Annotated in this window: 24 protein-coding genes and 1 riboswitch; of the genes, 12 read left to right on the forward strand and 12 right to left on the reverse strand. The window is 71.9% G+C overall.

Going from position 1 to position 25,312, the window contains the following annotated elements:
• Positions 1-348 precede the first annotated feature (348 nt).
• From GNZ18_RS31775 to GNZ18_RS31790, 4 genes are all read right to left on the reverse strand, one after another.
• Positions 349-894 (reverse strand): ATP-binding protein, encoded by a 546-nt coding sequence (locus GNZ18_RS31775; RefSeq protein ID WP_308165836.1) that lies wholly within the window; start codon positions 892-894, stop codon positions 349-351.
• Between the two features lie 375 nt (positions 895-1,269).
• Complete coding sequence (locus tag GNZ18_RS31780) at positions 1,270-3,264, reverse strand: sensor histidine kinase (protein ID WP_156220328.1); 1,995 nt, start codon at positions 3,262-3,264, stop codon at positions 1,270-1,272.
• A gap of 141 nt (positions 3,265-3,405) precedes the next feature.
• The gene (locus tag GNZ18_RS31785) at positions 3,406-4,767 is read right to left on the reverse strand and encodes a purine-cytosine permease family protein (protein WP_156220329.1); all 1,362 of its coding nucleotides are present in this window, start codon (positions 4,765-4,767) and stop codon (positions 3,406-3,408) included.
• Positions 4,761-4,875: riboswitch (TPP riboswitch) on the reverse strand. Its footprint overlaps the gene before it by 7 nt.
• A 70-nt stretch (positions 4,876-4,945) precedes the next feature.
• Complete coding sequence (locus tag GNZ18_RS31790; protein ID WP_214616606.1) at positions 4,946-5,278, reverse strand: rhodanese-like domain-containing protein; 333 nt, start codon at positions 5,276-5,278, stop codon at positions 4,946-4,948.
• A 70-nt stretch (positions 5,279-5,348) separates the two neighbouring features.
• Between GNZ18_RS31790 and GNZ18_RS31795 the strand changes: the two genes are divergently transcribed.
• Positions 5,349-5,789, forward strand: a complete 441-nt coding sequence (locus tag GNZ18_RS31795) for an SSI family serine proteinase inhibitor (protein WP_312874865.1) — start codon at positions 5,349-5,351, stop codon at positions 5,787-5,789.
• A gap of 24 nt (positions 5,790-5,813) precedes the next feature.
• On the opposite strand, the gene GNZ18_RS31800 is transcribed toward GNZ18_RS31795, so the two are convergent.
• Entirely contained in the window at positions 5,814-6,677 is an 864-nt protein-coding gene (locus tag GNZ18_RS31800) for an Fpg/Nei family DNA glycosylase (protein ID WP_156220331.1), read from the reverse strand.
• Between the two features lie 324 nt (positions 6,678-7,001).
• Between GNZ18_RS31800 and GNZ18_RS31805 the strand changes: the two genes are divergently transcribed.
• The 4 genes from GNZ18_RS31805 (at position 7,002) to GNZ18_RS31820 (ending at position 11,602) form a co-directional block, all read left to right on the forward strand.
• Positions 7,002-7,208 (forward strand): heavy-metal-associated domain-containing protein, encoded by a 207-nt coding sequence (locus tag GNZ18_RS31805; RefSeq protein ID WP_156220332.1) that lies wholly within the window; start codon positions 7,002-7,004, stop codon positions 7,206-7,208.
• A 31-nt stretch (positions 7,209-7,239) separates the two neighbouring features.
• Positions 7,240-8,166, forward strand: coding sequence for a DUF8832 domain-containing protein (locus tag GNZ18_RS31810; protein WP_216651502.1), 927 nt, complete (start codon positions 7,240-7,242; stop codon positions 8,164-8,166).
• A 29-nt stretch (positions 8,167-8,195) separates the two neighbouring features.
• Positions 8,196-10,511 (forward strand): heavy metal translocating P-type ATPase, encoded by a 2,316-nt coding sequence (locus GNZ18_RS31815; protein ID WP_156220333.1) that lies wholly within the window; start codon positions 8,196-8,198, stop codon positions 10,509-10,511.
• A gap of 386 nt (positions 10,512-10,897) precedes the next feature.
• On the forward strand, positions 10,898-11,602 hold the full coding sequence (locus tag GNZ18_RS31820) for a GOLPH3/VPS74 family protein (protein WP_156220334.1): 705 nt from the start codon (positions 10,898-10,900) through the stop codon (positions 11,600-11,602).
• Between the two features lie 19 nt (positions 11,603-11,621).
• On the opposite strand, the gene GNZ18_RS31825 is transcribed toward GNZ18_RS31820, so the two are convergent.
• From GNZ18_RS31825 to GNZ18_RS31835, 3 genes are all read right to left on the reverse strand, one after another.
• Entirely contained in the window at positions 11,622-12,170 is a 549-nt protein-coding gene (locus GNZ18_RS31825; RefSeq protein WP_312874866.1) for a GNAT family N-acetyltransferase, read from the reverse strand.
• Positions 12,171-12,251: 81 nt separating this feature from the next.
• Entirely contained in the window at positions 12,252-12,743 is a 492-nt protein-coding gene (locus GNZ18_RS31830; protein WP_156220336.1) for a GNAT family N-acetyltransferase, read from the reverse strand.
• Between the two features lie 411 nt (positions 12,744-13,154).
• Entirely contained in the window at positions 13,155-13,598 is a 444-nt protein-coding gene (locus GNZ18_RS31835) for a MarR family winged helix-turn-helix transcriptional regulator (protein WP_156220337.1), read from the reverse strand.
• 98 nt (positions 13,599-13,696) lie between these two features.
• On the opposite strand from GNZ18_RS31835, the gene GNZ18_RS31840 reads away from it, so the two are divergent.
• On the forward strand, positions 13,697-14,785 hold the full coding sequence (locus tag GNZ18_RS31840; protein ID WP_156220338.1) for an alkene reductase: 1,089 nt from the start codon (positions 13,697-13,699) through the stop codon (positions 14,783-14,785).
• Here the strand turns inward: GNZ18_RS31840 and GNZ18_RS31845 are convergent.
• Positions 14,778-15,386 carry a TenA family protein gene (locus GNZ18_RS31845; protein WP_156220339.1) on the reverse strand — a complete coding sequence of 203 codons (609 nt, stop codon included), beginning with the start codon at positions 15,384-15,386 and terminating at the stop codon, positions 14,778-14,780. The genes GNZ18_RS31840 and GNZ18_RS31845 overlap by 8 nt on opposite strands.
• A gap of 214 nt (positions 15,387-15,600) precedes the next feature.
• A complete protein-coding gene (locus GNZ18_RS31850; RefSeq protein WP_312874867.1) occupies positions 15,601-17,721 on the reverse strand; it encodes a bifunctional polysaccharide deacetylase/glycosyltransferase family 2 protein in 2,121 nt (706 codons plus the stop codon).
• Positions 17,722-18,410: 689 nt separating this feature from the next.
• On the opposite strand from GNZ18_RS31850, the gene GNZ18_RS31855 reads away from it, so the two are divergent.
• Together GNZ18_RS31855 and GNZ18_RS31860 are read left to right on the forward strand one after the other, a co-directional pair.
• A complete protein-coding gene (locus GNZ18_RS31855; protein WP_308165833.1) occupies positions 18,411-19,178 on the forward strand; it encodes an RNA polymerase sigma factor in 768 nt (255 codons plus the stop codon).
• Positions 19,175-20,113, forward strand: coding sequence for a hypothetical protein (locus GNZ18_RS31860; RefSeq protein ID WP_156220341.1), 939 nt, complete (start codon positions 19,175-19,177; stop codon positions 20,111-20,113). The genes GNZ18_RS31855 and GNZ18_RS31860 overlap by 4 nt, the downstream gene beginning before the upstream one ends.
• Here GNZ18_RS31860 and GNZ18_RS31865 read toward each other — a convergent pair.
• On the reverse strand, positions 20,110-20,673 hold the full coding sequence (locus GNZ18_RS31865; protein ID WP_156220437.1) for an ATP-dependent Clp protease proteolytic subunit: 564 nt from the start codon (positions 20,671-20,673) through the stop codon (positions 20,110-20,112). The genes GNZ18_RS31860 and GNZ18_RS31865 overlap by 4 nt on opposite strands.
• 178 nt (positions 20,674-20,851) lie before the next feature.
• On the opposite strand from GNZ18_RS31865, the gene GNZ18_RS31870 reads away from it, so the two are divergent.
• The gene (locus GNZ18_RS31870) at positions 20,852-21,769 is read left to right on the forward strand and encodes a LysR family transcriptional regulator (protein ID WP_216651504.1); all 918 of its coding nucleotides are present in this window, start codon (positions 20,852-20,854) and stop codon (positions 21,767-21,769) included.
• A gap of 8 nt (positions 21,770-21,777) precedes the next feature.
• Here the strand turns inward: GNZ18_RS31870 and GNZ18_RS31875 are convergent, their stop codons facing one another.
• Positions 21,778-22,335: a GNAT family N-acetyltransferase gene (locus tag GNZ18_RS31875; RefSeq protein ID WP_308165832.1), complete on the reverse strand. Its 558-nt coding sequence runs from the start codon at positions 22,333-22,335 to the stop codon at positions 21,778-21,780.
• Positions 22,336-22,639: 304 nt separating this feature from the next.
• Here GNZ18_RS31875 and GNZ18_RS31880 point away from each other — a divergent pair, with 304 nt between their 5' ends.
• The 3 genes from GNZ18_RS31880 to GNZ18_RS31890 all read left to right on the forward strand — a co-directional run bounded on the left by GNZ18_RS31880 (position 22,640) and on the right by GNZ18_RS31890 (position 25,299).
• Positions 22,640-23,212: an NADPH-dependent FMN reductase gene (locus GNZ18_RS31880; RefSeq protein WP_156220344.1), complete on the forward strand. Its 573-nt coding sequence runs from the start codon at positions 22,640-22,642 to the stop codon at positions 23,210-23,212.
• Positions 23,213-23,253: 41 nt separating this feature from the next.
• Positions 23,254-24,678: a DHA2 family efflux MFS transporter permease subunit gene (locus GNZ18_RS31885; RefSeq protein ID WP_246250796.1), complete on the forward strand. Its 1,425-nt coding sequence runs from the start codon at positions 23,254-23,256 to the stop codon at positions 24,676-24,678.
• Between the two features lie 183 nt (positions 24,679-24,861).
• Entirely contained in the window at positions 24,862-25,299 is a 438-nt protein-coding gene (locus GNZ18_RS31890; protein WP_156220346.1) for a nitroreductase family deazaflavin-dependent oxidoreductase, read from the forward strand.
• Positions 25,300-25,312: the final 13 nt, after the last annotated feature.

Raw genomic sequence — 25,312 nt, forward strand, 5'->3', positions numbered from 1 at the left:
CCCGCAGCGACCGGGACGTTGCGATCGCGTCCGAAGGCAGGTTCGAGCTTGCGAGAACCTGATCGCGAAGCGAGCCGCCAGGCGAGTTCGAAGCGATGCCAGCGATCGCCGCAGTGCCCGTTGAAGGAGGGCCGCCAAGGCCCGACGCCAAGGGCACTGCATTAGACACAGCGAGCCGCCAAGGCGAGTTCGGAGCGATGCCAGCGATCGCCGTGTTGCCCGCCGAAGGAGGGAGCGCCAGCGACCGACGCCAAGGGCAACACAATAAAAACAGCTCGGGCGGTGTCGACGGGGGCACGACAGCGCCCGAGCTTGAAGAGGACCATACAAGGTGAGGCGTTGGTCTCTCTAGCCGGGGTATGCCCTACTTGAGGCCGCTCCATACCTGGTTCGGGTGAAAAGGTGGCTGTCCGGTTCCTCGCCGGTGTCCGGGAGGTCGGTCTGGTCGGGCACGCCGGCGTGCGCGCCCCTCGGAGCGGTGGAGCCGTTGCCGCCGGTGGTGCGGGGGGCGCGCAGGACGGCCCAGACGGTGGTCGCGCCCTCTTCGTGGCGGACGCCCCAGCCTTCGGAGAGCGCCTCGACGATGCCGAGGCCGCGGCCTCCGAGTGAGGAGAGCGTGCCGGGGCCGCGGCGCGGTTCGGTCATGGCGCCGCCGTCGCTCACCTCAAGTTCGAGCAGGTCACCGCGGCGTAGCCAGCAGACCTTGACCTGCCCGGACGGGAGCGGACGTGCGTGCCGCAGTGCGTTGCTGATGAGCTCGCTCACGATCACACTGGCGTCGTCCACGATGGACTCGTAGACCCCCGAGGCGACCAGCTCCGAGCTGAGGCGCTTGCGCGCGACCGCGACGCTGGACGGTGCGTGTGGTAGCAGTACGACGCTCGACGCCCTCACCTCCCCGTGGATTCGCTTGCTCGGACGAGATTCGCCGCCGCCTGTTTGGTATGACCGAAATGCCCTGATGTTCCGGACCGGAAACCCGGGCGAGAGACTTCACCACCTGCACAACGAGTCACCGGTCGTCCGGTCACGGTGATCACCCCCGTCTGCGGCGTCGGAACGGAATCTCGTCACCAACGGCGACCAACAATGGATCTATCCAGCCAACGGCGGATTACTCCTCACGCGCGCGTTTCGTCCATCACACCCTGTCGTCACCGAACTTTCCCGCAAGAGGCCAGCCTGCCACCTGTCAGGAACGCGGAATGCGCCGGTCACAGCGTTCTCACCGACTCGCACCGGACCTCCTGTCGTCACGGTAAGTAACCATCATCCCGCCCTCCGCAGGACGAGACGCATGCATGTCCCCTTGGTCCCGGATGCCGGATCAGAGGTGGTCACGGCACCCGGTCGGACCTCTGGTTCACCCCTGGTTGAGATGGTCGTCACACTTGTGCCCACTTTGCGGGACATCGTGTGAAATGCATCACGGTTTGCCTGGGCGGCGTGGGCGGAGATCGTTCCGCCCTGCGCCTCGGTCAGCCGTTTCACGATGTAGAGGCCGAGCCCGATGCCGCCGAACCGGCGCCGGTCCCCCGCCTCCCCCTGGACGAAGCGCTCGAAGATCCGCTCGTGGTCGCCCGGCGCGATGCCGACGCCCTCGTCCACCACGGTGACCACCAGGTCGGAGCCCTCGGGGCGCGCCCGCACGCGGACCGTTCCGCCATCGGGGGAGTATTTGAAGGCGTTCTCCAGCAGCTGCCCGAGGACGATGTCGGTCGCCATCGCGTCGCCCCGCGCGAACGGCAGGTCCGCCGCGATCTCCAGCTCGACCTGGTGCAGCGGCGACAGCGACCGGAAGCCCGCCACCACCCCTTCCAGGACGCGGCGCAGGTCGAACGTCTCGATCGTCACGGGCAGCTCGTCCGCGCCGGCGCGGGAGCCGAGCAGCAGGTGCTCGACGAGCCGGCCGAGCGACTGGGCGCGCTCGGCGATCGTGGCGACGGCGGCGCGGCGGTCGGCGTCGGTGAGCTTGTCCCACCGGTTGACCAGCGTGGACGCGAAGCCCTGCACGACCGTGATCGGGGTGCGCAGCTCGTGGCTGGTCGTGGCGAGGAACAGGTCCTTGGCCTCTTCGAGCGCCTTGGCCTCCGAGACGTCCCGGAAGTCCAGGACCAGCTCGCCGGTCTCCTCGATCTCGGCGGCCAGGACGTTCAGCCAGATGCCCGACTCCAGCCGGAACGTCAGCATCTCGCCCAGCGCGGGCATGTCGAACGGCAGCGGGCGGCCGAGCGCGTCCTCCGGCGGGATGCCCGTCAGCGTGTGCGCGGCGGGGTTCCACTGCCGGACGACGAGGTCGTGGTCGAGCACGGCGATGCCGTCCGCGCTGGAGTCGATGACGGCGCGCTCGTGCGCGCGCTGCCGCACCACTTCCGCATACGCGACGGCGTTGCCGACCGCCACGCCGGCATGCCCTGCGAGCAGTTCCAGCAGTTCGAGCTCCATATGGCCGACCTTGCGGCCGGAGAACAGCGCGTACAGCGCTCCATACGGCTTGTTCTGGAGGTAGGACAGGCCGAGCGCGATCGTGTGCAGACCGGGCAGCTCGGACCAGATCAGGTCGCCGAGCCGCCGCTCGCCGGTCGCGAGCTTCACCGTCTTGCCCGAGCGCAGCAGCTCGCCGACCAGGCTGGAGCGCAGGTCGGCGGTCGTGCCGCGCATGTGCTCGGGCAGCCCGGTCATGCTGACCAGCCGCAGCCGGTCGCCCTCGATGCGCACGAAGCCGCCCGCGTCGGCGCCGGTCAGCTCGATGAGCGCGGTGGTGATCCGGTCGAGCACGACCGCGAGGTCGAGTTCGGCGTTGAGGTCGGCGACGATGTCGTTCAGCCGCCGGACGAGCCGCGCCCGCTCCGCCATGTGGTGCTGGACGATCTCGTCGTCCTCGACGGGGTGGTACACCCCCACCCAGCCGAGCGGCGCGCCGGTGGGGTCCTTCAGCAGGCTCGTGTCGATGCGGACATCGATGAGCCGCCCGTCCTGGTGGAAGCGCCGGGTCGCGATCGAGATCTGCCCGTTCTCGCCCTCCCCCGGCCGCCGCGTGAGCAGCCGCTCCTGGACGGCGTTGTGCTCGGCCTTCAACTCGTCCGGGACGATCGGCGGGACCCGTCCGACCATCTCCTTCGCGCTCCAGCCGAACATCCGCTCCGCCGCCGGATTCCACACCGTGACGCGGTGCCGCTGGTCGACGGCCACGATCGCGTCGGCGGCGCTCTCGATGACGGCTCGCGCGATCGGATCGTGGACGTGGTGATGCACGCCTGTCATCGTGCCACCGCACCCGGGTCCCGCGCCTGTCAACCAGTGCCGAAAAGTTCCCACAGCCAGCCAGGATCGGACGGAACAACGCCACTTCAGGGGGCTACCTGCGTCGAAATCCGCCGACGGTGGACTGGCGTGGCGTGCCCGTCAACGTCCGGTCCGCGCCACCTTACCGACCAGTAGTGCGGCGGCCGCGGCGACCAGGAACGACAGCAGGGAGGCGCTCATCCACGTCTGCGGCGTGAAGTTCAGGGCGTCGCGGACGTCCGTCCAGAACCCGGCCCAGTGACTCACGGTGCCCGGGTTGACCAACTGGTAGGCGACGACCCCGGCGACCCAGGCCGCGATCATGCCCCAGCGCGACGGCGCGGTCCGCGAGAGGTCCCAGGACCTGCCACGGCCGAGGAAGAAGTCGGCGGCGAGCACGCCGAGCAGCGGGACGAACACCGAGCCGATCAGCGAGAGGAAGCTCGAATAGTCCCCGATGTCCAGCACCAGCGCGAGCACGGTGATCCCGGCGCCGAGCGCGACCGACAGCACCCGCCGGTCGGCGCGCGGCACGAGGTTCTGGATCGACACGGCCGTCGAGTACACGTTCGCGAACGACTGGTCGGCCTCGCGCAGCACGAACACCGCGAAGAACAGCACGCCGAGCGACACGTTCAGGAACGGGTCGAAGACCTTGGTCGAATCGCCCGCGACCAGCGCCAACGCCAGCAGTCCGAGGACGTAGGCGATGATCTGCGTGACCGAGTAGCCCACGGACGCGGCGCCGAACGCCCCGCGCGCGCTCCGGGCGTGCCGCGTGTAGTCGGCCGCGACCGGGACCCAGGAGATGGACACGGCCAGCGCCGCGTCCGCGCCGATCCAGAACCCGCCCCAGGAGCCTTCCGTGAGGTCGGGCAGCGGCTCGCGGACGAGCTGGATGTAGAAGTAGACGAGGGCGATCATCACGGCCGCGGTCACATACCGGCGCAGCATCCGCACCGACCCGAGCGGCCAGATGGTCAGGACGGTGGTGATGGCTCCTGCGGCGATGACGTAGGACCAGCGCGGGACGCCGTCCCAGAGCGCGCGCGCCGCGTCCGCGATGACGATCAGCTCGAACGTCCCCCAGCCGACAAGCTGGGCGATGTTGAGGACGGTCGGAACGTAGGAGAGCCGCGCGCCGAAAAGCCCGCGCAGCAGCACCATCGCCGGTTGGCCGGTCCGCGCGCCCGGCGCGGCGGCGAGGCCGAGCATCAGCCCGCCGAGGACCGTGCCGACCGCCATCGCGACGATGCCCGCGACGATCGACAGCGTCGGCCTCCCGTCCGCGTCCGGCGCGAGCACGGTGTAGGCGCCGGAGAACGCGAAGAGGCTGACCCCGAGGTTGGCCCAGAAGGCGCTCTGGTCCCAGAAGCCGAGGACCTTCGGCGCGGGTTCGTCGAGCGTGTAGGGGACCTCGTCGCGAGGGGCCGCGCCGCGGGGACGGTCGTCCCCGGAACGCGCGTCAAGGGCGGACGTCATGGGGGCACACTCCCTACGCCGGCATTACCCGGACAGGTTCATGCGGTCGGCGACACCTCGTCGTCGCCCTCTCAGCCCGGCCTGGCCCGAGCTCCCGCGGATATTCGGTCAAACCGATCGTACAGCGCCCAAAGTCATCCTTCGAGGGCGGACAGCGGTCAGGCGCGGTCAGGCGCGGTCAGGCCACGTAGGGCGGCCCGTCGCCGCCGTTCTCCATCGGACGCCCCGCCTCGGCCCAGCGCTTCATGCCGCCGTCCACGTTCCTCGCCAGCCACCCCGCCTGGTTGAGCGCGACCGTGACCTGCGCCGACCGCCCCCCGGACCGGCACACCACGAAGACCTCCTGGTCGCGGGGGATCTCCGCGGCCCGATCGCTGAGCTGGCCCATGGGGATGTGGACGGCGGCGGGCGCGTGGCCCGCGTCCCACTCGTCCTGTTCCCGCACGTCCAGCAGGTAGCCGTCCTGCGGAACGTCAGCGGCGTCGACCGCCGGCACGTCGTCCCCGAAAATCATCACACCCCCATGGAACCGCGCGAGGCCCCGTCGCGTCGAATCACCTATGCGGTATCGGACGCTCCTAGTGACGACGCCCGGCCTCGCCATGATCCTCTCACTGGCGGCCTGCGGCGACGAACAGTCCTCCGGCAAACCCGCCGACCGGCCCTCGGGCGCGACCTCCGTCCAGCCCTCGACCGCTCCGGCGGACCACCTCACGATCCAGGTCAGGGCCTCGGCCGAGGCCCCCGCCAAGACCTGGACCCTCAACTGCGCGCCGCCCGGCGGCGACCACCCGAAGGCCGGCGCCGCGTGCGCCGAGCTCGCCAAGGCGAAACAGCCGTTCAAGCCCGTGCCCGAGGACCAGATGTGCACCCAGATCTACGGCGGTCCGGAGATCGCCACGGTCAAGGGCACCTGGCGTGGGCAGAAGATCGACACCAGGTTCACCCGCAAGGACGGCTGCCAGCTCCACCGCTGGACGAGCGTCGGCGCCCTGTTCGGCGACGTCCCGAAGGTGCGCTGACCCCGGCCGGCCAGGCCCGGCGGGTCACTTGAGCAGGCGGGACATCCTCCTGTCCGCCAGGGGCTTGCCGCCGGTCTGGCAGGTCGGGCAGTACTGGAGCGAGGAGTCGGCGAACGAGACCTCGCGGATCGTGTCGCCGCACACCGGGCATTTCTGACCGGTGCGGCCGTGGACGCGCAGCCCGGTCTTCTTCTCGCCCTTGAGGTCCTGGGCTTCGAGGCCGCGCGAGCGCTCGACGGCGTCCCGCAGGGTCGTGACGATCGCCTCGTGCAGGGTCGCGACGTCGTCCTCGGTCAGCGAGGACGCCATCTTGAACGGCGACATCCGCGCGACGTGCAGGACCTCGTCGGAGTAGGCGTTGCCGATCCCGGCGATCACCTTCTGGTCGCGCAGCAGGCCCTTGATCTGGGTGCGCTTGCCCGCGAGGATCGCGGCCAGCGCCTCGGCGGTGAACGCGCCGTCCAGCGGGTCGGGCCCGAGCGAGGCGACCCCCGGCACGTCGGACGGGTCGCGCACGGCGTACACGGCGAGGCCCTTCTTGGTGCCCGCCTCGGTGAGGTCGAAGCCGGAGCCGTCGTCGAGGTGCACGCGCAGGGCCAGCGGGTTCTTCCCGCCCGGCCGGACGGGACGCGCCGGGATCTCGTCCCGCCAGCGCAGCCAGCCCGCGCGGGCCAGGTGGATCACCAGGTGCACGCCGTCCACGTCGAGGTCGAGGAACTTACCGTGCCGGGAGACTCCCGTTATGGTCAGGCCGCCCAGCGCGGTCACCGGCGGGTCGTAGGTCTTCAGCGCGGAGATGGCGAGAACATCGACACGGGCGACGGCGTGTCCGACCGCCCGCTCCCGGAGGAAGCCGGCCAGCGCCTCCACCTCAGGCAACTCAGGCATGACCCCAGTATCGGCGAAGAATTCGTCCACAGGGCTGTGGAAGCCTGTGGAAAACCCTGTGCACAACTCCGGATCGCCCCGCGCGCGAGGCGATTCCGGGCGTCATACCTCTACGAATATCGACAAACCGGCTCAGGGGGCGGTGGCAGATCCGGCGGACAGGGTGTGGATAACTTCCGGGTCACGACCCGCCGGAGGGGCTCGCGGAGGGTGTGACCCGGATCTCGAAATAACCCCTAGGGGGTACGGGTTGTGCCGGGTGTCCGGTTATGGCAGCATGAGGCCCACGAGATACCCCCCAGGGGTAAAAAGAGAGGACGCGAGATGAGCACCGCCACCTACACCGTCGCCGGAATGACCTGCGGCCACTGCGTCAGCTCGGTCACCGAGGAGGTCGAGCGGCTCACCGGCGTCACCGGCGTCGACGTGGACCTGAAGACCGGCAAGGTGACCGTCACCAGCGAAGGCCCCCTGGACGACGCCCTGATCGAGGGCGCCGTCGAGGAGGCCGGTTACGAACTCAGGCGCTGAGCGCGGGCAACGGGGACAACGGAGCGAAACGATGAACACAGCGACCAAGCTGGGCGTGTACGCACTGGGCCTGGCGGTCGTCTTCGGCGGCACCACCGGGATCGGCAAGATCGCCGGCCCGGTGGGAGCCACCGCGGACACGGGGCAGGGCGGGCACGGCGGCCACGGCGGCGATACCGGTACCCCGGTACCGGGCGGCCTCCAGATCTCACAGGGCGGCTACACGCTCGTCCCGAGGCGGACGACGTTCAACCCGGGGGAGCTGACCGACTTCCGATTCACGATCAACGGGCCCGACGGCAGGCCGGTCACCGGGTTCAAGCCGCTGCACGGCAAGCGGCTGCACCTGATCATCGCGCGCCGCGACCTGTCGGGCTTCCAGCACCTGCACCCGACCGAGGTCGGCGGCGGGGTCTGGGCGATCGCCATCGTGCTGCCGAAGGCGGGGACGTACCGGTTCTTCACCGACGTCCAGCCGGAGGGCGCGAAGGAGCAGCTCACGCTCGGCACCGACATCTTCGCCGACGGCCGGTCCGAGTACACGCCGCTGCCGAGGCAGGAGCCGGTCTCCCAGGTCGTGGACGGTTACGAGGTCACGCTCGCCGGGCAACTGGTTCCGGGCAAGAGCAGCAAGCTGACGCTCTCCGTCCGCAGGAACGGTGAACCCGTCACGAACCTGGAGGAGTACCTGGAGGCGTACGGGCACCTGGTCGCGCTGCGCCAGGGCGACCTCGCCTACCTCCACGTCCACCCGGACGGGGACCCGGGTGACGGCAAGACCAAGCCGGGCCCCGACATCACGTTCTACGCCGAGGCGCCGAGCGCGGGGGCCTACCGCCTCTACCTGGACTTCCAGCATGAGGGCAAGGTCCGCACGGCGGAGTTCACCGTGCAGGCCGCCACGTCCGGGGGGCCTGTGCAGCAGGCGCCCGAAGAGGGCCACAGCCACTCGCACTGACGTCCGACGGGGAAGGAGAAGGAGGAGCGATGACGACCGACGCGGAGTCCGGGCGGATCGAGCTGGCGATCGGCGGCATGACGTGCGCGTCGTGCGCCGCCCGCATCGAGAAGCGCCTCAACAGGATCGAGGGCGTGACCGCCTCGGTCAACTACGCCACCGAGAAGGCCCGGGTGGAGTTCCCCGAGGGGGTGTCTCCGCAGGAGCTGATCGCCTCGGTCGAGAAGGCCGGCTACACCGCCGAGCTGCCCCCGCCGCCGAGGCCCGCCGAGGGCCCCGGCGAGGAGGAGCCGCGCGACGACGGGCTGCGCGTGCTCCGGGAGCGGCTGCTCACGGCGATCGCGCTGTCGGTGCCGGTCATCGCGATGGCGATGGTCCCGGCGCTCCAGTTCGACAACTGGCAGTGGCTCTCGCTGACGCTGGCCTCGCCCGTCGTCGCCTACGCCGGCTGGCCGTTCCACAAGGCGGCGTTCACCAACCTGCGGCACGGCGCCGCGACCATGGACACGCTCGTGTCCGTCGGCACGCTCGCCGCGTACGGCTGGTCGGTGTGGGCGCTGTTCTTCGGGATGGCGGGCGAGCCCGGCATGCGGCACGGCTTCGAGTTCTCCATGACCCGGTCGGACGGGTCGATGAACATCTACCTGGAGGCCGCGTCCGGCGTCATCGCGTTCATCCTGGCCGGCCGCTACTTCGAGGCCCGCTCCAAGCGCCGCGCGGGCGCCGCGCTGAGGGCGCTGCTGGAACTCGGCGCCAAGGAGGTGTCGGTCGTCCGCGACGGTTCGCGTGAGGAGCGGATCCCGGTCGAGCAGCTCGCGGTGGGCGATGTGTTCGTCGTCCGTCCCGGCGAGAAGATCGCCACCGACGGGACGGTCGAGGAGGGCTCGTCCGCGGTGGACGCCTCGCTGCTGACCGGCGAGTCCGTCCCGGTGGAGGTCGGGCCGGGCGACACGGTCGCGGGCGCGACCGTGAACGCCGGCGGGCGCCTGCTGGTGCGGGCGACCCGCGTCGGATCCGACACCCAGCTCGCCCAGATGGCGCGGCTGGTGGAGGACGCGCAGACCGGGAAGGCGCAGGTCCAGCGGCTCGCCGACCGGATCTCGGGGATCTTCGTCCCGGTCGTCATCGCGCTCGCCATCGCCACCCTCGGCTTCTGGCTCGGTACCGGCAACGGCCTCGCCGGCGCCTTCACCGCCGCCGTCGCCGTGCTGATCATCGCGTGCCCGTGCGCGCTCGGCCTCGCCACCCCGACCGCCCTCATGGTCGGGACCGGACGCGGCGCGCAGCTCGGCATCCTGATCAAGGGGCCCGAGGTGCTGGAGTCGACCCGCGCGATCGACACGGTCGTGCTCGACAAGACCGGAACCGTCACCACCGGCAAGATGGCGCTGGTCGAGGTCGTCACCGCCGACGGTGTGGAGGAGACCGACGTCCTGCGGCTGGCGGGCGCGCTGGAGGAGGCGTCCGAGCACCCGATCGCGCAGGCCATCGCGAAGGGCGCCCGGGACCGCGCCGGCACGCTCGGCACCGTCGAGGACTTCGCGAACGTCGAGGGGCTCGGCGTCCAGGGGATCGTGGACGGGCACGGCGTGCTCGTCGGCCGCCCGCAACTGCTCGCCGAGTGGTCGCAGGAGCTGCCGCCGTCCCTGGCGGCGGCGATGGAGTCGGCGCAGGCCCTCGGCCACACCGCCGTGGCGGTCGGCTGGGACGGCGAGGCCCGCGCGGTCGTCACGGTCGCCGACCAGGTCAAGCCGACCTCGGCCGAGGCCATCGAGCGGCTGCGCTCGCTCGGGCTGCGTCCCGTCCTGCTGACCGGCGACAACGCCACCGTCGCCCGGACGGTCGCGGACACCGTCGGCATCGAGGAGGTCATCGCCGACGTCCTCCCGCAGGACAAGGTCGACGTCGTCAAGCGCCTCCAGTCCGAAGGGCGGACGGTCGCGATGGTCGGCGACGGCGTCAACGACGCCGCCGCGCTCGCCCAGGCCGACCTCGGCCTCGCGATGGGCACCGGCACGGACGTCGCGATCGAGGCGTCCGACCTGACCCTCGTCCGCGGCGACCTGCGCGCCGCCGCCGACGCGATCCGGCTGTCCCGCCGCACGCTCCGCACGATCAAGGGGAACCTGTTCTGGGCCTTCGCCTACAACGTGGCGGCCCTGCCGCTGGCGGCGTCCGGCCTGCTCAACCCCATGATCGCGGGCGGCGCGATGGCGTTCTCCTCGGTGTTCGTGGTCAGCAACAGCCTCCGCCTCCGCGGCTTCAAGGCCCTGGCGGACACGACCCCCGACACGGCGGCGACGTCCCTCACCACACCTCGCAAGGAAGTCCCGGCGACCCACTGATCCCGGAGGGCGGCGAGCCGCACCACCCGCGCCCCGCCGCCCTCCCCCGGCGCCCCGAACCCCACCCGGGTATCGGGGCGCCCCTGTGTTCGGACCCCTCCACCGCCCTCGGTGTGTCTTGCCTCGTGGGCCCCGGGCCGGTCGCGGCGGCGATGCGGGGCCGGTCGGGTGTCAGTTCCGGGGGCCAGGCAGTGCGTGCCTGATCGGGCTGGCGTTGCGTGCCCGGCGGGTGTTTGACCTCGGACGGTGAAACTCGGGGGGCGAACCTCGCAAAGCGCGCGGTCGCTGGTGGGGGCCCCGCGCTAACGTTTTCCGGGTGTTCCTGGCAACCTGGTAGGAACTCGCGCCGTCTCATAACGGGTGAGGCCGAAGGGAGCAAGCGCACGATGAGGATCGCCGACGAGCTTCTCCTGCTGGCCATTCATCCGGCCGGCGGACGGCCCGTCATCGGCGCCGCGAAGCTCGACCTCGCGTTGTCCGGCGCGATCCTCGCCGAACTCGTCCTCTCCGGGCGCGCCTACCTGGAGGGCGGACACGTCCGGCCGCGCCCCCCGGGCGCCGCGGACGTCACGCCCGGCGCCGTCACCGGCAGGTCGCTCGCGCGGGACCCCGAGCTGGACGAGGCGCTCGCGCGCATCGCCCGGTCGCCCGGTGTCGCGACCGACCGGTGGGTGGCCGTGCTGAGCGGCGCGGCGCTGCTGCTCAGGCTGCGCAACGGCCTGATCGGACAGGGCATCCTCGCCGAGGAGGAGCAGTGGATCCTCGGCGTCCTGCGCTCCAGCAGCCACCCCGAGCTGAACCCCCTGCCCCGGCGGGAGATCGTCGCGCGCCTGGACGCGGCCCTCGCGAGCGCGCCGCTGGACGGCATCGCCCCCGACCCCCGGACGGCGATGCTGCTGGAGATCGCGCACGCGTGCGACCTCGCCCGCATCCTGTTCTCCGCAGTCCCCGACCTGGACGGACGCGTCGCCGCCGTCACGGCGGGGGGCTGGGCGGGCCCCGCCGTCGCCAGGGCGATCGCCCGCAAGCAGGCGGCCGTGTCCGTTCCGATCCCGGCGCAGGACGGTTCGTCCGGCGGCTCGCCCACCTGAGCGCGGCCTCCCTTCGCGGTCAGCCCCGGTGTGCGGGTCGCTCCAGCTCGTATTCGACCTCACCGTGCTCGGTGCCGGGAAGGGGGTCGTCGAACTGTGGATAGAACGTCCGGACGTACCGGAGGCCCGCCTTCTCCATCACGCGGCGGGACGCGAGGTTGACCGCCATCGTCTGGGCCCACACCCGGCGCACGCCGAGGTCGGCGAACCCCTTGCCGATCAGCGCCCGCGCCCCCTCGGTGGCGTATCCCCGGCCCCAGACCGAGGACTTGAGCCGGTAGCCGAGCTCCACGTCGGCGGCGTCGCCGCCGTCCGGAGGCTGGAGGGCGAGCCAGCCCACGAACTCGCCCGTCGATCGCTCGTGCGCGGCCCAGCGTCCGGTCGGTCCCCGGGCGTAGTCGCGCAGGATCCCGGGCAGGACGTCGTTCTCGATCTCCTCGCGCGGGGTCGGCCCGCCGGTGAGGAAGCGCATCACCTCGGGATCGCCGTCCAGCCGGACCAGGTGGTCCGCGTCCGCCTCGGTGAACCGCCGCAGCAGCAGGCGGTTCGTCTCCAGGAACACCTCCACCGGCAAGCCTTCCGACGAGGAACGTCATCCGCCGTCATTGTGCGCGCGGCCTCCACGACCGGCCAAAAGGATTTGGCGTCATCACGCCTTGAACGAGATCCATACGTCGGGCGGCAGGTCGGGACGGGACGGCACCGCCCTGCGCTCCTCCGTCCAGGCGCCGGGGGCGATCGCGGCCGCGACGCGGCGCCAGAACCGGACGGCGGTCAGGTTGTCGTCCTGGAAGGCGATCTCCCAAGGGCCCGGATGCCGGGCCACCACCTCCTGGACCCCGCGCAGCCCGAACCCGCTCCGGCGCGCTCCCCGCACCACGAAGAACGAGTTCAGCACCCGCCCCTGGCCGGTGAGCCCCCGGACGAGGGCGAACCCGACCGGCCGATCTCCGCTCGCCAGCAGGTAGGCGGCCCAGTCGGCGTCCTCCAGCGCGGACCGGAGCCGCTCGCTCCGGAACGTCCCGTCCGGGAAGGGCAGCACCTCGCGGAACTGCGACATGTCGTGCTGGAACATCAGCCACAGGCGCTCCAGGACGGGACGGTCGTCGGCCCCGGCCGGCCGAACAGACAGATCGGACATGAGAATCCTTCGCATGGGGGGGCACCGCGAACCCGCTCGGAGCGACGCGTACGAGGGGCCCCGGAACGCGAAAAAGCCTCCCCGCCGGCTACGGCTAGGAGGCTCGCTGAACGACAAGATCATAACATCCGGCGGCATCGGCGGGGCCTGTGCTCGCGGGTGGTCGAGGTCGCCGCGCCGCACGGACCCGCGCCTCGTCGTCGCGGCAGCCGTCGGCAGGGCGCACGCGACGTTTGAGGGACGCCGTCGTGCCTGGTCACCGACGAGGCGCCGCGCATCACACGCGGACGGTCGTCGCAGGCCCTCGCCGGCGCGCTCGGCACCGCGACGGCCTTCGGCACGCCGCCGGGGGACTACGGCACGAGGTCGGCGTGGGCTCGCGCACGCCGCCTCACCCAGGTTCGCGCGGACCTAGTGGACGGCGAACATCCCGCGCAGGCCCGTGACCAGCGACCCCAGACAGGGGTCGGCCGCGGCGTCGTCAAGGGCGTCCGCCAGCTCCTGGCGGTAGGTCGGGGCGGCCCGCTCCTGGAGGGCGCGGCCCTCCTCGGTGATGATGGTGTAGACGCCGCGCCGGTCCTTCGGACACATGTCGCGCCTGGTCAGACCGGCCGACTCCAGCCGGGCGACGAGGCGGCTGACCGAGCTCTGGTTGAGGCCGATCAGGTCGGCGAGCTCCTGCATCCGCAGTTCGCCCTCGCCCGAGTGCGCCAGCCGGCACAGCGCGCGGAACTCCGACAGTCCGATGCCGTGCCCGCGTTGCAGCGCCTTGGCCAGCCGGTGCTCGACCCTGCCGAACAGGGTGACCACCTCGTTCCAGACCCGGTCCTCTATCTCGACATCCGCTGCGCTCATCACGCCACCTCGGCTTTCCGTTGACAGCACTGTACATGCGGTGCAAATATCTGCATGCACATACATTACATGTAGGCACATGCAAACGGAGGCGCACGATGACCAGTCCGCTGTTGCTCCCCTACGAAGGCCCGCACCTGACGCTCCGCAACCGCATCGCGATGGCGCCGATGACCCGAGGACGGGCGGACGACGTCACCGGCGTCCCGAATCCGCTGACCGCCCGGTACTACGTGCAGCGCGCGGGCGCCGGGCTGATCGTCAGCGAGGGGATCTGGGCGGACCCGCTCGGCAAGTCCGGCCCCGGCGTCCCGGGCCTGGTCACGGACGCGCAGGTCGCGGGCTGGCGGGAGGTCACCGACGCGGTGCACGCGGCAGGCGGGACGATCTTCGCTCAGCTCTGGCACGTCGGACGGCTGACGCATCCGATCACGCTCCCGGACGGCGCCGCGCCGGTCGCCCCGTCCGCCGTGCGGATCGAGTCGCAGCAGGTCTTCACCGCCCGGGGCGACGTCGACCATGTCACGCCGCGCGCGCTGACGACGGCGGAGGCCGAGGGGGTGATCGCCGCGTTCGCCGCCGAGGCGCGCAACGCGATCAGGGCGGGGTTCGACGGGGTGGAGATCCACGGCGCGAACGGCTACCTCATCCAGCAGTTCCTCGCGGAGAACACCAACCTGCGCACCGACCGGTTCGGCGGCTCGCGCGAGGGCCGGATCCGCTTCGCGCTGGACGTGGTGGAGGCCGTCACCGCCGAGGTCGGGCCGGAACGGGTCGGGCTGCGGATCTCGCCCGACAACCCGGAGAACGAGATCGCCGAGCGGGACCCGCGCGGCACCTACCGGGCGCTCGTCGACGCGCTCGACCCGCTCGGCCTGGCCTACCTGCACGTCATCGAGCGCGGCGCCTACCAGGCGCTCGCCGATCTGCGTCCGCGCTGGTCGGGCACGCTGATCGGCAACTACAACGGCCCGGAGGCGACCGGGCAGGGCGCGGGCGAGGAGGCGCTCGCGGCGGGCCTCGCGGACGTCTTCTCGTTCGGACGGCTGTTCCTGTCCAACCCCGACCTGCCGTCCCGGTTCGCGACCGGCGCGCCGCTGGCCCCCTTCGACCCGGCGACCGTCTACGGCGGGGGCGCCGAGGGGTACGTCGACTACCCCGAGGCGCCCGTGCCCGCCATCAGATAGGGACGTCCCAGAAGGCGATCTCGTGGCGCATGCCCTCCAGGAACAGGGACTCGGCGCGGGCGGGGTCGGCGCCGGACTCGTCGATCATCTGCGCGACGCGCCGGGTCAGCTCGGCGAAGCCGGGGTCGGCGTAGGTGTCGACCCAGCGCCGGTAGCGCGGCTCGGCCGGCGGATCCTCGGCGAGCCGGGCCCCGAGCGTCGAGTAGCCCCACATGCAGGGGTAGAGCGCGGCGAGGCCCTCGGCGTAGGAGGCGGCGCCGTCCAGGAGGAACGCGGTGTAGGCGGCGCACGCGGGGCCCTTCTTCGCGCCGTCCAGGTCGGCGCCGAACCCGGCGGACAGCGAGCGGTGCAGGTCCAGTTCGTCATGGAATGTCGCGTGCGCGAGATCGACGAGGTCGCCGAGGTGCTCGTCGGGCGCCTGCCAGGCGAGCCGGGAGAACACCCGGACGTAGTCGTGCAGGAAGAGGTAGTCCTGTTCCAGCCACGACCGGAACACCGCCTCGGGGAGATCCCCCCGGGCGATCCCGGCGACGGTCGGGTGCCCGAGTTGCTCCTCGACCAGCGGACGGCCGAGTTCTTCCAGGTGGGACGCGAGACTCATGCCGAAAAGTCTGGCAGACGACGTGAGCCCCGCCAGGGTGGCCCGGCGGGGCTCCGTCGTACGTAGGCCGGTGTGTGGGTCGCCTCTCGGCGAAAGGCACAACACGGCTCCAGCCGAACGGTATTCCGTGAAGGCGATAGGTGAGGCCCGGGGACACCAGGCACACCGGCTTGTTCTGTGTAACCGACGGCTCACCGGGATTGTTCCCCGGGCCTCAGCGCGCCGCCGGGACGTCCGGAACGTCGGCGAACGTGCCCGTGCGCCGGATGGTGTGCCAGCGGAGCCCCGCCCCCAGCACGGCGGTCACCACCGACTGCACGACGACGAGGTACATGAGCTGCCGGTAGACGACCTGCTGGAGCGGCAGGACCCACAGCGGGCGCAGCCGCTCGCCGTCCAGCCAGAGCGCGTAGGCGCCGGCGGCGGTCTGGGCGGCGGCGAAGGCCGTCCACATCAGCAGGGGCGCGGACGGGTCGAGGAAGGCCAGCCCGTACAGCACGAACAGGTCGACGGCGGGCGCGAACAGCGGTGTGAGCACCTGGAACACGAGCAGGTAGGGGAGGCAGCGGCGGCCGAACCGTCCCGATCCGCCGCGTTCGACGACCGAGCGGCGGTGCTTCCACATCGCCTGCATGGTGCCGTAGCACCACCGGTAGCGCTGCCGCCAGAGCTGCCGCAGCGAGGACGGCGCCTCCGTCCAGGCGAGCGCCTTCTCCTCGTAGACGACGCGGAGGCCGGTGCGGCAGATGGCCATGGTGAGGTCGGTGTCCTCGGCGAGCGTGTCGCCCGGGACGCCGCCCACCCGCGCGAGCACCGACGCGCGGAACGCGCCGATCGCGCCCGGCACGGTCGGCATGCAGCGCAGGACGTCGAACATCCGGCGGTCGAGGTTGAAGCCGATCACGTACTCGATGTGCTGCCAGCGGCCGATGATCCCGCCCCGGTTGGCGACCTTGGTGTTGCCGCTGACCGCGCCGACGCCCGGGTCGGCCAGCGGCGCGACGAGGTGCCGGAGGGTGTCGCGCTGGAACACCGTGTCGCCGTCCACCAGGACGAGCGTCTGCGTCGCCGCCGCCGCGACGCCCGCGTTGAGCGCGCTCGGCTTGCCGCCGTTGGCCTTCCGGATCAGCCTGACCTGCGGCAGCGCCAGGGATGTGACGATCTCGGACGTGCGGTCGGACGACCCGTCGTCCACCACGATCACCTCGACCGTCCCGGGATAGTCGGTGTCGACCAGCGACCTGACCGTCGCCGCGATCCCGGCCTCCTCGTTGTATGCGGGGACGATCACTGAAACAGGCGGAAACGGATCGGGCGGCAGGCCGGCCGGAGCGGGCGCGCCGGCGGACCGCGGACGGCGGCGCGACCGGCCGCGCGTCCGGCGGGTGTGGACGTGCGCGAAGACCAGCAGCATCGCGAGCCGCGCCGCGTACAGGACGCCGGTCGCCCCGAACAGCAGGGCCAGCGTCCCCGTCAGGTTGGACGCGGCGCGCTGCGCGGTGACGAGCGTCCAGCCGACGGCCTTCTCCCGAGCGGGCACCGGGACCTCGGCGGACGGCATCGCCAGCGCGCCGGTCAGCGTCGTGAACCGGTAGCCGCGGGGGGCGAGCCGGTCGATGATCTGTTCCAGGGCCGCGACCGTCTCGGTCCGGTCGCCGCCCGAGTCGTGCAGCATCACGACCGCGCCCTCGCCGCGCCGCTCCGCCGCCAGCGCCGACTCGACGATCTTCGCGGTGCCGGGACGCGCCCAGTCCTCGGTGTCGCGGTCGGTCAGCACGACGACGTACCCGTCCTCGCCCGCCCGCCGCGCCGCGCGCCATTCGGCGTCGCTCAGCCCGTCCGGGACGGACGAGTACGGCATGCGCATCAGTCTCGTGTGGACGCCCGCCGCGCCCGCCAGTGCCCGCTGGGTGAGGTCCAGTTCCAGCCCGTTCCGCCAGGCGGGCGCGGAAGCCATGTCCAGGTGCGTGTAGGTGTGCGAGCCGATCTCGTGGCCCTCGCGCAGGATGCGGCGGGTCAGCCCGGGGTGCTCCGCGACGTGGGCGCCGATGGTGAAGAACGTGGCCCGCGCGCCGCGCCGCCGCAGCACCTCCAGGACGCGGGGCGTCCAGCGGGGGTCGGGCCCGTCGTCGAAGGTCAGCGCGATCGTCTTGGACGGCATGCGGAGGCTGCGCGGCGTTCCGTCCGCGAGGCTGAGCACCGGGCCGCCGCCGGTGACCGCGGCCGGGGCCCGGCCCGGCCGCTCCTCGTGCGGCGCCTCGCCGACCGCGCCGTGCGCGAACCCGTCCAGCAGCAGGAGGACGGTCAGCGCCAGCCCGCCGAGCAGGAGCAGCACCCAGTGTCCCCGCGGCTCCCTCGGCGGCCACGGGCGCCCGGCCCTCAGCGCGGCTTCCTCGTGTGGCCCCGACCGGGCGGGAGCGTGGGCGTGGGCGTGCTTCCGGGGTGGTCCACGGTCGCGGTCACGGACGGGACCGGCGCCGGGGTCGAGGCCGCCGGTTTCGGCCGTGTCGGGACGGGCGTGGACGGCGCCGGACCCGCGACGCGGGGAGGCACGGCCACGGGCACGCGGCCCGGCTTCCGCGCCCGGTCCCCGGTCCTGTGCCGCGCTTTGGCGGGTCGTTTCGGTGCCGTGTTCGCATCCGCCGAGGGGCGGTGGGACGGGGCGTCCCACCTGGTCAGCGGCACGTCAGCGCCCGTCGCGACACCGGCCCCGAGCGCGCCGAGGAACAGCACGAGCAGGGCCCCGGTCACCATCCCGGCCCGCCGGGCGAGGCGCCGCCGCCGTCCGCTCGGATCCGCGAACACCGGGGCGACGAGCGCGGCGCCGGATTCCGGACGGCCGTCACCGGAGGATGGTTCGTCCAATACGGGACGTCGCGTCGAGGCGTCGCTGATCATTTTGTTCCATTACTTCGCGGGGCGAGGGGAACGTCCCTTGCGCTCCGCGCCGGCACGTTCACAACTTCAGCGCCACACGCGCCTTTTGTGTCACACCGCCCTGGAAATCCCTGCACAATGACCTGGGTGACGAAGGCGGAGGTACGGGCGGAACATGCGGTGAAGGAGGACGAACTCGGGCGTGCGCTGCGGGCCGCGCAGAAGGGCGACGAGGCGTCCTTCCGCCTCCTCTATCGCGACGTCCAACCCCGGCTGCTGCGCTTCGCGGGCGCGCTGGTCGGCGGCGACGCCGAGGACGTGACGTCCGAGGCGTGGCTCCAGATCTCCCGCGACCTGCCGAGCTTCCGCGGCGACCTCGACGGCTTCCGCGGCTGGACCGCGACGATCACCCGGCACCGCGCCCTGGACCATCTGCGCCGCCGGTCCCGCCGTCCGGCGACCGAGCTGCCCGTCGAGGAGCTGGTCGCGCTCGCGGCGGAGGGCGACACCGAGTCGATCGCCCTGGACGGCATCGCGACCGGCGACGCGCTGCGCCTCATCACCGAGCTGCCCCGCGACCAGGCCGAGGCGGTGCTGCTGCGCGTGGTGATGGGCCTGGACGCCAAGTCCGCGGGCCGGGTCCTCGGCAAACGGGCCGGCGCGGTCCGCACCGCCTCGTATCGTGGGTTGCGACGGCTCGCCGAGCGGCTGGCCTCCGCGGCACCCGATGTCTCCCCGGCCGACAGCTCCCCGCCGGAAACAGGACCGCCTGAGACGGCCCCACAGGAAACAGCCCCACCGGAGTCCGCCGACCCGACGACGGCGCGGCAGGAGGCAGCGGAACCGCCGCAGGACGCCCTCCCCGCACACCGTGGTGACATAACCGGCGGTCCCGGCGCTGAAGGGGTGAGATGAACGACCACCACAGGTCCGGTGGGCTCGATCCGAGCACCGCCGAGCACCTGCTCGACACCGCCGCGCGCACCGCCGCCGGTCGCCCGCCCGCCGCCGAGTCCCCGCCGAAGGACGACGTCGCCCGCCTGCGGGAGGTCCTGGCCGCCGCGGGGGCCCCCGCACGTCCGGACGAACTCGCGGGCGAGGACGCGGCCGTCGCGGCGTTCGCCGCGGCCTGCGCGCCCCACCCGTCCTGGTGGGCCAGGACGGTGCGCGTCGCCGGCGCCCACCTGCGCCGGCTGGCCATGCTGCCCCGGATCGTACTGCTCAAGATCTTCGTGGGCGCCGCGATCCTGGTCGCGACCGGCGGGGTCGCCGTCGCCGCCGGGACCGGGCACCTCCCCGGGCAGGACCCGACCCCCGCCCCCACGCACCGCTCCCCGAAGGTGCCCATCGAGGAGACGGACCGCCCGCCGACGCCGAGCGGGTCCCTCGGGCCGAAGGCCCCGGCGCCCACGCCGTCCAAGAAGGCCGAGCAGCACAACGGCAAGGCCAAGGGCAGGTCCGAGCAGGACGGCAAGGGCCATCCCGAGAAGCAGGGCGGGCCCGAGAAGACGACACAGGAGAACCCGGGCGAGGGCCACGGCCAAGGGCCGGAGAACAACACCGACAAAGGGGCCGGCAACGGCGAAGGCCACGGGAACGGAAACGGGAACGGCACCGGAAACGGGAACGGGAACGGGAACGGGAACGGGAAGGGCAAGGGGCACGGTCACGGCCGGGGGAACGGCGGTGGGAACAACGGCGGGAACGGAGGCGGCCAGGAGTACGGCGGCCCCGGCCCCGGCTCCGGTTCCGGTTCCGCCCCGAACCCCGGTTCCGCCCCGAACCCCGGTTCCGCCCCGAACCCCGGTTCCGGGCACCCCGGGGGACACAAGCCCGCGCTAGCCGGTTAGACCGCGACCTCGTCGGCGTGCCGGACGACGTGGTCCACGAAGCCGTACTCGCGCGCCTCCTCGGCCGTGAACCAGCGGTCGCGGTCGGAGTCGGCCGCGATGCGCTCGACCGGCTGCCCGGTGTGGAAGGCGACCCGCTTCTGGAACACGTTCTTCGTGAACAGCATGTTCTCGGCCTGGATCTTGATGTCGGACGCGGTGCCGCCGATCCCGCCGGACGGCTGGTGCATCAGGATCCGCGCGTGCGGCAGCGCGTACCGCTTGCCCGGCGCGCCCGCGCACAGCAGGAACTGACCCATCGACGCGGTGAACCCCAGCGACAGCGTCGCCACGTCGTTCGGAACGAACTGCATCACGTCGTAGATCGCCATTCCGGCGGTCACGGAACCGCCGGGCGAGTTGATGTAGAGGTGGATGTCGCGCGCGCGGTCCTCGGCGGCCAGCAGCAGCATCTCGCCGCAGATCCGGTTCGCGATCGCGTCGTCCACCTCCTGGCCGAGGACGATGATGCGCTGCCGCAGCAGCCGCTGGAAGACGTGCTCGCCGCCGAGCGCGGACATCTCGTCGGCCTTGGCGGTCGGGCCGAGGGCGCTCCGGTCGAAGGCGGCGGGGAGGAGATCGGTCGGAACGAAATCGGTCGTGTGAACGGACATGCCCCCAGGGAATCCGCATGTCAGGAGGTATGTCCAACAACACTTTCCGGCGCTTCCACAACCCCGGGTTGTTAATCTGGGAGGTGTGGAGGCCGACCTGCCGGGCATGCGCGCGTTCGTGGCCGCCGCCGAGGAACTGCACTTCGGACGGGCGGCCGCGCGGCTCTTCCTGACCCAGCAGGCGCTCTCCAAGCGCGTCCGCCGCCTTGAGGCCGCGCTCGGCGCGCCGCTGTTCGACCGCACGACCCGCTCCGTCGAGCTGACCTCCGCCGGATACCGGCTGCTGCCCCTGGCCCGTGAGACGCTGGCCTCCTTCGACGCGGCGGTGGATTCCGTCCGGGGCGTTTCCGTCCCCTTGCGCATCGACGTCTATCACGAGCGTTTCACGCCGATGGAGGTCATTCGCGAGGCCATCGCGCCCTTTCCGGACCTCACCGTGGAGCCGAGCATGCGGCAGGGTCTGGCCGCCGCCGTCCCCGCCCTTCTCCGCCGCGAGATCGACGCCGCCTTCGGCTACGCGAACGACCTCGGCCGCCCCTGGCCGGACGAGTTGAACCGCCGCCTGTTCTCACTCGTCCCGCTCCACGCGTTCGTCTCCGAGGACCACCCGCTGGCCTCCCGGCGCACGCTCGCGATGGCCGAACTCGCGTCCGCCGGACTGGTGATGCCCGACCCGGCGGGCGCGACCGAATGGGGGGCGTATCTGACGCGCTTCACGTCCGAGTTCGGCATCCCGCTCCGCTTCTCCGAGCCCGCGATCGGCATTCTCAGCTACCGGCAGCTGATGGACCGGGAACGGCGGGCCGTCACCGTGGGCGAGGAGGGGATGACGCTGCCGTCGGAGGACGGGGTCCGGCGGCTCCCCATCGTCGATCCCGTCCCGCTGTTCCCCTGGTCGGTCGTCTGGCACCGCCGGAACCACGACCCGAAACTCCGCCGGCTTCTCGCCCTGCTCCAGCCGCCGCCCCCGCCGGACGACCAGCACCGCTGGCTGCCCGAATAGCGCGGTGTTCAGCCGGGCCGCGTGTCCATCATCTCCCGGGTGATCGCCCACCGCTCGTGGTCCATCCATTTACCCCGGATGCAGATGAAAGCCGGAGAATACCCTTCCTTCCGGAACCGCAATCTCCTGACCAGTTTCAGTGACGGGATGTTCCCGGGTTGGATGTCGGCCTCCAGGCGGTGCAGGCCGAGATCGGTGAAGGCGTAGTCGAGCAGCAGGTCGACGCCCTCGGTCATGTACCCCGAACCGGCGCTCGGGGCGAAGGCGCCGTACCCGATCAGGCCGCGCTGGTAGGCGCCCCTGACGATCTCGTTGAGGTTGGCGAACCCGACCATGCTGCGGCGTTTCGCGAGGCAGATGACGAATCCGTCGGCCGAGTGCCGGTCGAAACGTGAGACGTAGTCGTCGAACTCGTCCGGCGTGGTGGGCAGGACGATCCAGCGGCGGTGCAGGGCACGGCTCGACTCGACCAGCCCGAGGAACTCCTCCCGGTCGTGCTTCGTGATACGGCGAAGCGCGACCCTGCGCCCCTGGCGCAGGAACTCGGCATTCGTCTCCACCCGCACACCACGAACATACACCTGCGACCGTTTCCGCCCGGCGCGGTAATGCGCCCGATAACGGCCATCCTGGCGTTTTGTCCAATGCCTCCGGTGCAGCGCGCAACGGATGATGCCGGAGGGTCGCGACCGCCCAGGGTCGAACTCCCGCGCCCGCCCCCGCCCCGAGGCCCGCGGCCGGCGCTTGACCTCAAGCATTGATGAGGTTTCAGAGTGGGGCCGGTAGGGCGGCCCAGTCGGATGACGGATTCCGGCAGCGGTCGATCTTCGTAGCTTCGATCCCGTTGGCCCCGTTTCGAGGAGTGGGAACATGACCGAGAATCCGCTGCGAGTCGCGATCATCATCGCCAGCACCCGGGAGGGGCGTTTCGCGCCGACGGTCGGCACCTGGTTCGCCGGGGTGGCCGCCGAGCGCGACGACATGACCCTTGAGGTGCTGGACGTGGCGGACACGCCACCCCCCTCGGCGTTCGGCGCCGCCGCGCCCGGGAGGTTCGGCGAGGTGTCGGCGAAGCTGGCCGAGGCCGACGCCTACGTGGTCGTGACCTGCGAGTACAACCACAGTTTCCCCGGCACGCTGAAGAACCTGATCGACACGCACTTCTACGAGTGGCGTGCCAAGCCGGTCGCGTTCGTCTCCTACGGCGGCCTCGCGGGCGGCCTGCGCTCGGTCGAGCACCTGCGCGGGGTCTTCGCGGAACTGCACGCGGTCACGATCCGCGACACCGTGAGCTTCCACCACCCGTGGAACTGGTTCGGCGACGACGGCCGTCCGAGCGACGCCGAGGGCGCCGCCCACGCCGCGAAGGGCCTGCTGGACCAGCTCGACTGGTGGGGGCAGGCGCTGCGCGCGGCCAGGTCGGTCCGCCCGTACGAGTCATGATCACCCAGCCGAGGCCCCGGACGCGGCCGGAGTCCGGGGCCATGGCGATCGTGCTCGTGCTGGTGCTCGGCGCGGTCATGATCACGCTGGACACCACCGTGGTCAACGTCGCGATCAACCGGCTGTCGCAGGACTTCGACGCGCCGCTGGCGACCGTCCAGTGGGTCGCGACCGCGTACTCGCTCGCGCTCGGCGCGGTCATCCCCGGCACGGCCTGGGCGGTCGGGCGGTTCGGCGCGCGCCGCCTCTACCTCGGCGCGATCGCGGCGTTCGCGGCCGGGTCGGTGCTCGCCGGGCTCGCGTGGAACATCGAGTCGCTGATCGCGTTCCGGATCGTGCAGGGCGTCAGCGGCGGCATGGTGATGCCGGTCGGCATGACGATCCTGCTGCGCGCGGCGGGCCCCGACCGGCTCGGGAAGCTGATGGGCACGCTCGGCCTGGCGATCCTCGTCGGCCCGCTGGCCGGCCCGGTGATCGGCGGATGGCTGATCGACGAGGTCTCGTGGCGGTGGATGTTCTTCGTCAACCTGCCGGTCGCGGTGGCGGTCGTGCTGCTCGGCCTGCGGACGTTCCCCCGCGACGTCCCGGAGACGCCGCGTCCGCTGGACGTGCCCGGCATGCTGATGCTCTCGCCGGGCCTCGCGGCACTGCTGTACGGGGTGACGGCGGGCGGCGACCGCGGCGAGTTCGGATCGCCCGGAGTCCTGCTGCCGCTCCTCGCGGGGGTGGTGCTGACCTGCATGTTCGTGATGCGGGCCCGCACGGCGCGGCACCCGCTGATCGACCTCGCCCCGTTCCGCGACCGCACCTACGCGGCGGCCGCCGGCACGCTGGCGCTGTTCGCGTCCGGCTACTTCGGGACGATGCTGCTCCTCCCGCTCTACCTCCAGGTCGTGCGGGGTGAGAGCACGACGGTCGCGGGCCTGCTCGGCATCCCGTTCGCGCTCGGCTCGGGCGTCGCGGTGCAGGTCGCGGGACGGCTCGTGGACCGGATCCCGGCGGGACGGCTCGTCCCGGTGGCGATCGCGACGGCGGTCACCGGTTTCGCGCTGTTCACCATCCAACTCGACGCGGACGCCCCGTACTGGGGGCTGTGCGCGGCGATGGTGCTGATGGGCGCGGGCGGCGGCGCGACGATGATGCCGACGATGACGACGGCGACGCGGGGCATGTCGCACGAGCGGGCCCCGGCGGCGAGCACGACGGTCAACCTGGTCAACGCGACGTCGGCGGCGGTCGGCATGGCGATCGCGTCCGTCATCCTGTCGGCGTTCATGAGCGGCCTGGTCCCGGACGGCGGCGATGGCACGCTCCAGGCCCTGCACCGCCTGACCCCGGAGGCCCACGCCGCCGTCGCGGGCCCGCTCGCGGGCGCGTTCCGCGACACGTACTGGTTCGCCGTGGCGATCATGCTCCTGGCGCTCGTCCCGGCCTCGTTCCTCCCGAGACACGAACAGGGAGCCTGACCGCGAGACCCCGGTTCCGGACGTCCGGCCCGTCCGAACCGGGGCCCTGACCACGCGACGCGCTCAGGGCGCGGAGGTCGCGGAAGCCGGGCGGAACATCGGCCCGCCTGATGAGGTTGAAGCGACACGGTTCCTTCGCTGAACCACGCACGATATTCCGCCCGCATCCTTGGAGTGAACGCGATGCCTCTTGAAGGCGAGTACGAGCCGAGCCCGACGCAGTGGGTGCGCGAACAGGTCGAACTCTACGAGCGCTCGGGCGGTACGGAGGGGACCACGCTCGCCGACACGGGCCTCCCCGTCATCATCCTCACGACCCGCGGCGCCAAGAGCGGCAAGCTCCGCAAGACCCCCCTGATGCGCGTGGAGCACGAGGGCCGGTACGCGGCCGTGGCCTCGCAGGGCGGCTCCCCGACCCATCCGCTCTGGTACCACAACATCACGTCCGACCCGCATGTGGAACTCCAGGACGGGTCGGAGCGCCAGGACATGACGGCCCGCGAGATCACCGGCGACGAGAAGGCCGAGTGGTGGAAGCGCGCGGTCGCCGCGTACCCGCCCTACGCCGAGTACCAGGACAAGACCGACCGCGAGATCCCCGTCTTCCTCCTGGAGCCCTGACGCCCCGAGCCCG

Source organism: Actinomadura litoris, assembly GCF_009733595.1.
In the GTDB taxonomy this organism is placed as follows: domain Bacteria; phylum Actinomycetota; class Actinomycetes; order Streptosporangiales; family Streptosporangiaceae; genus Spirillospora; species Spirillospora litoris.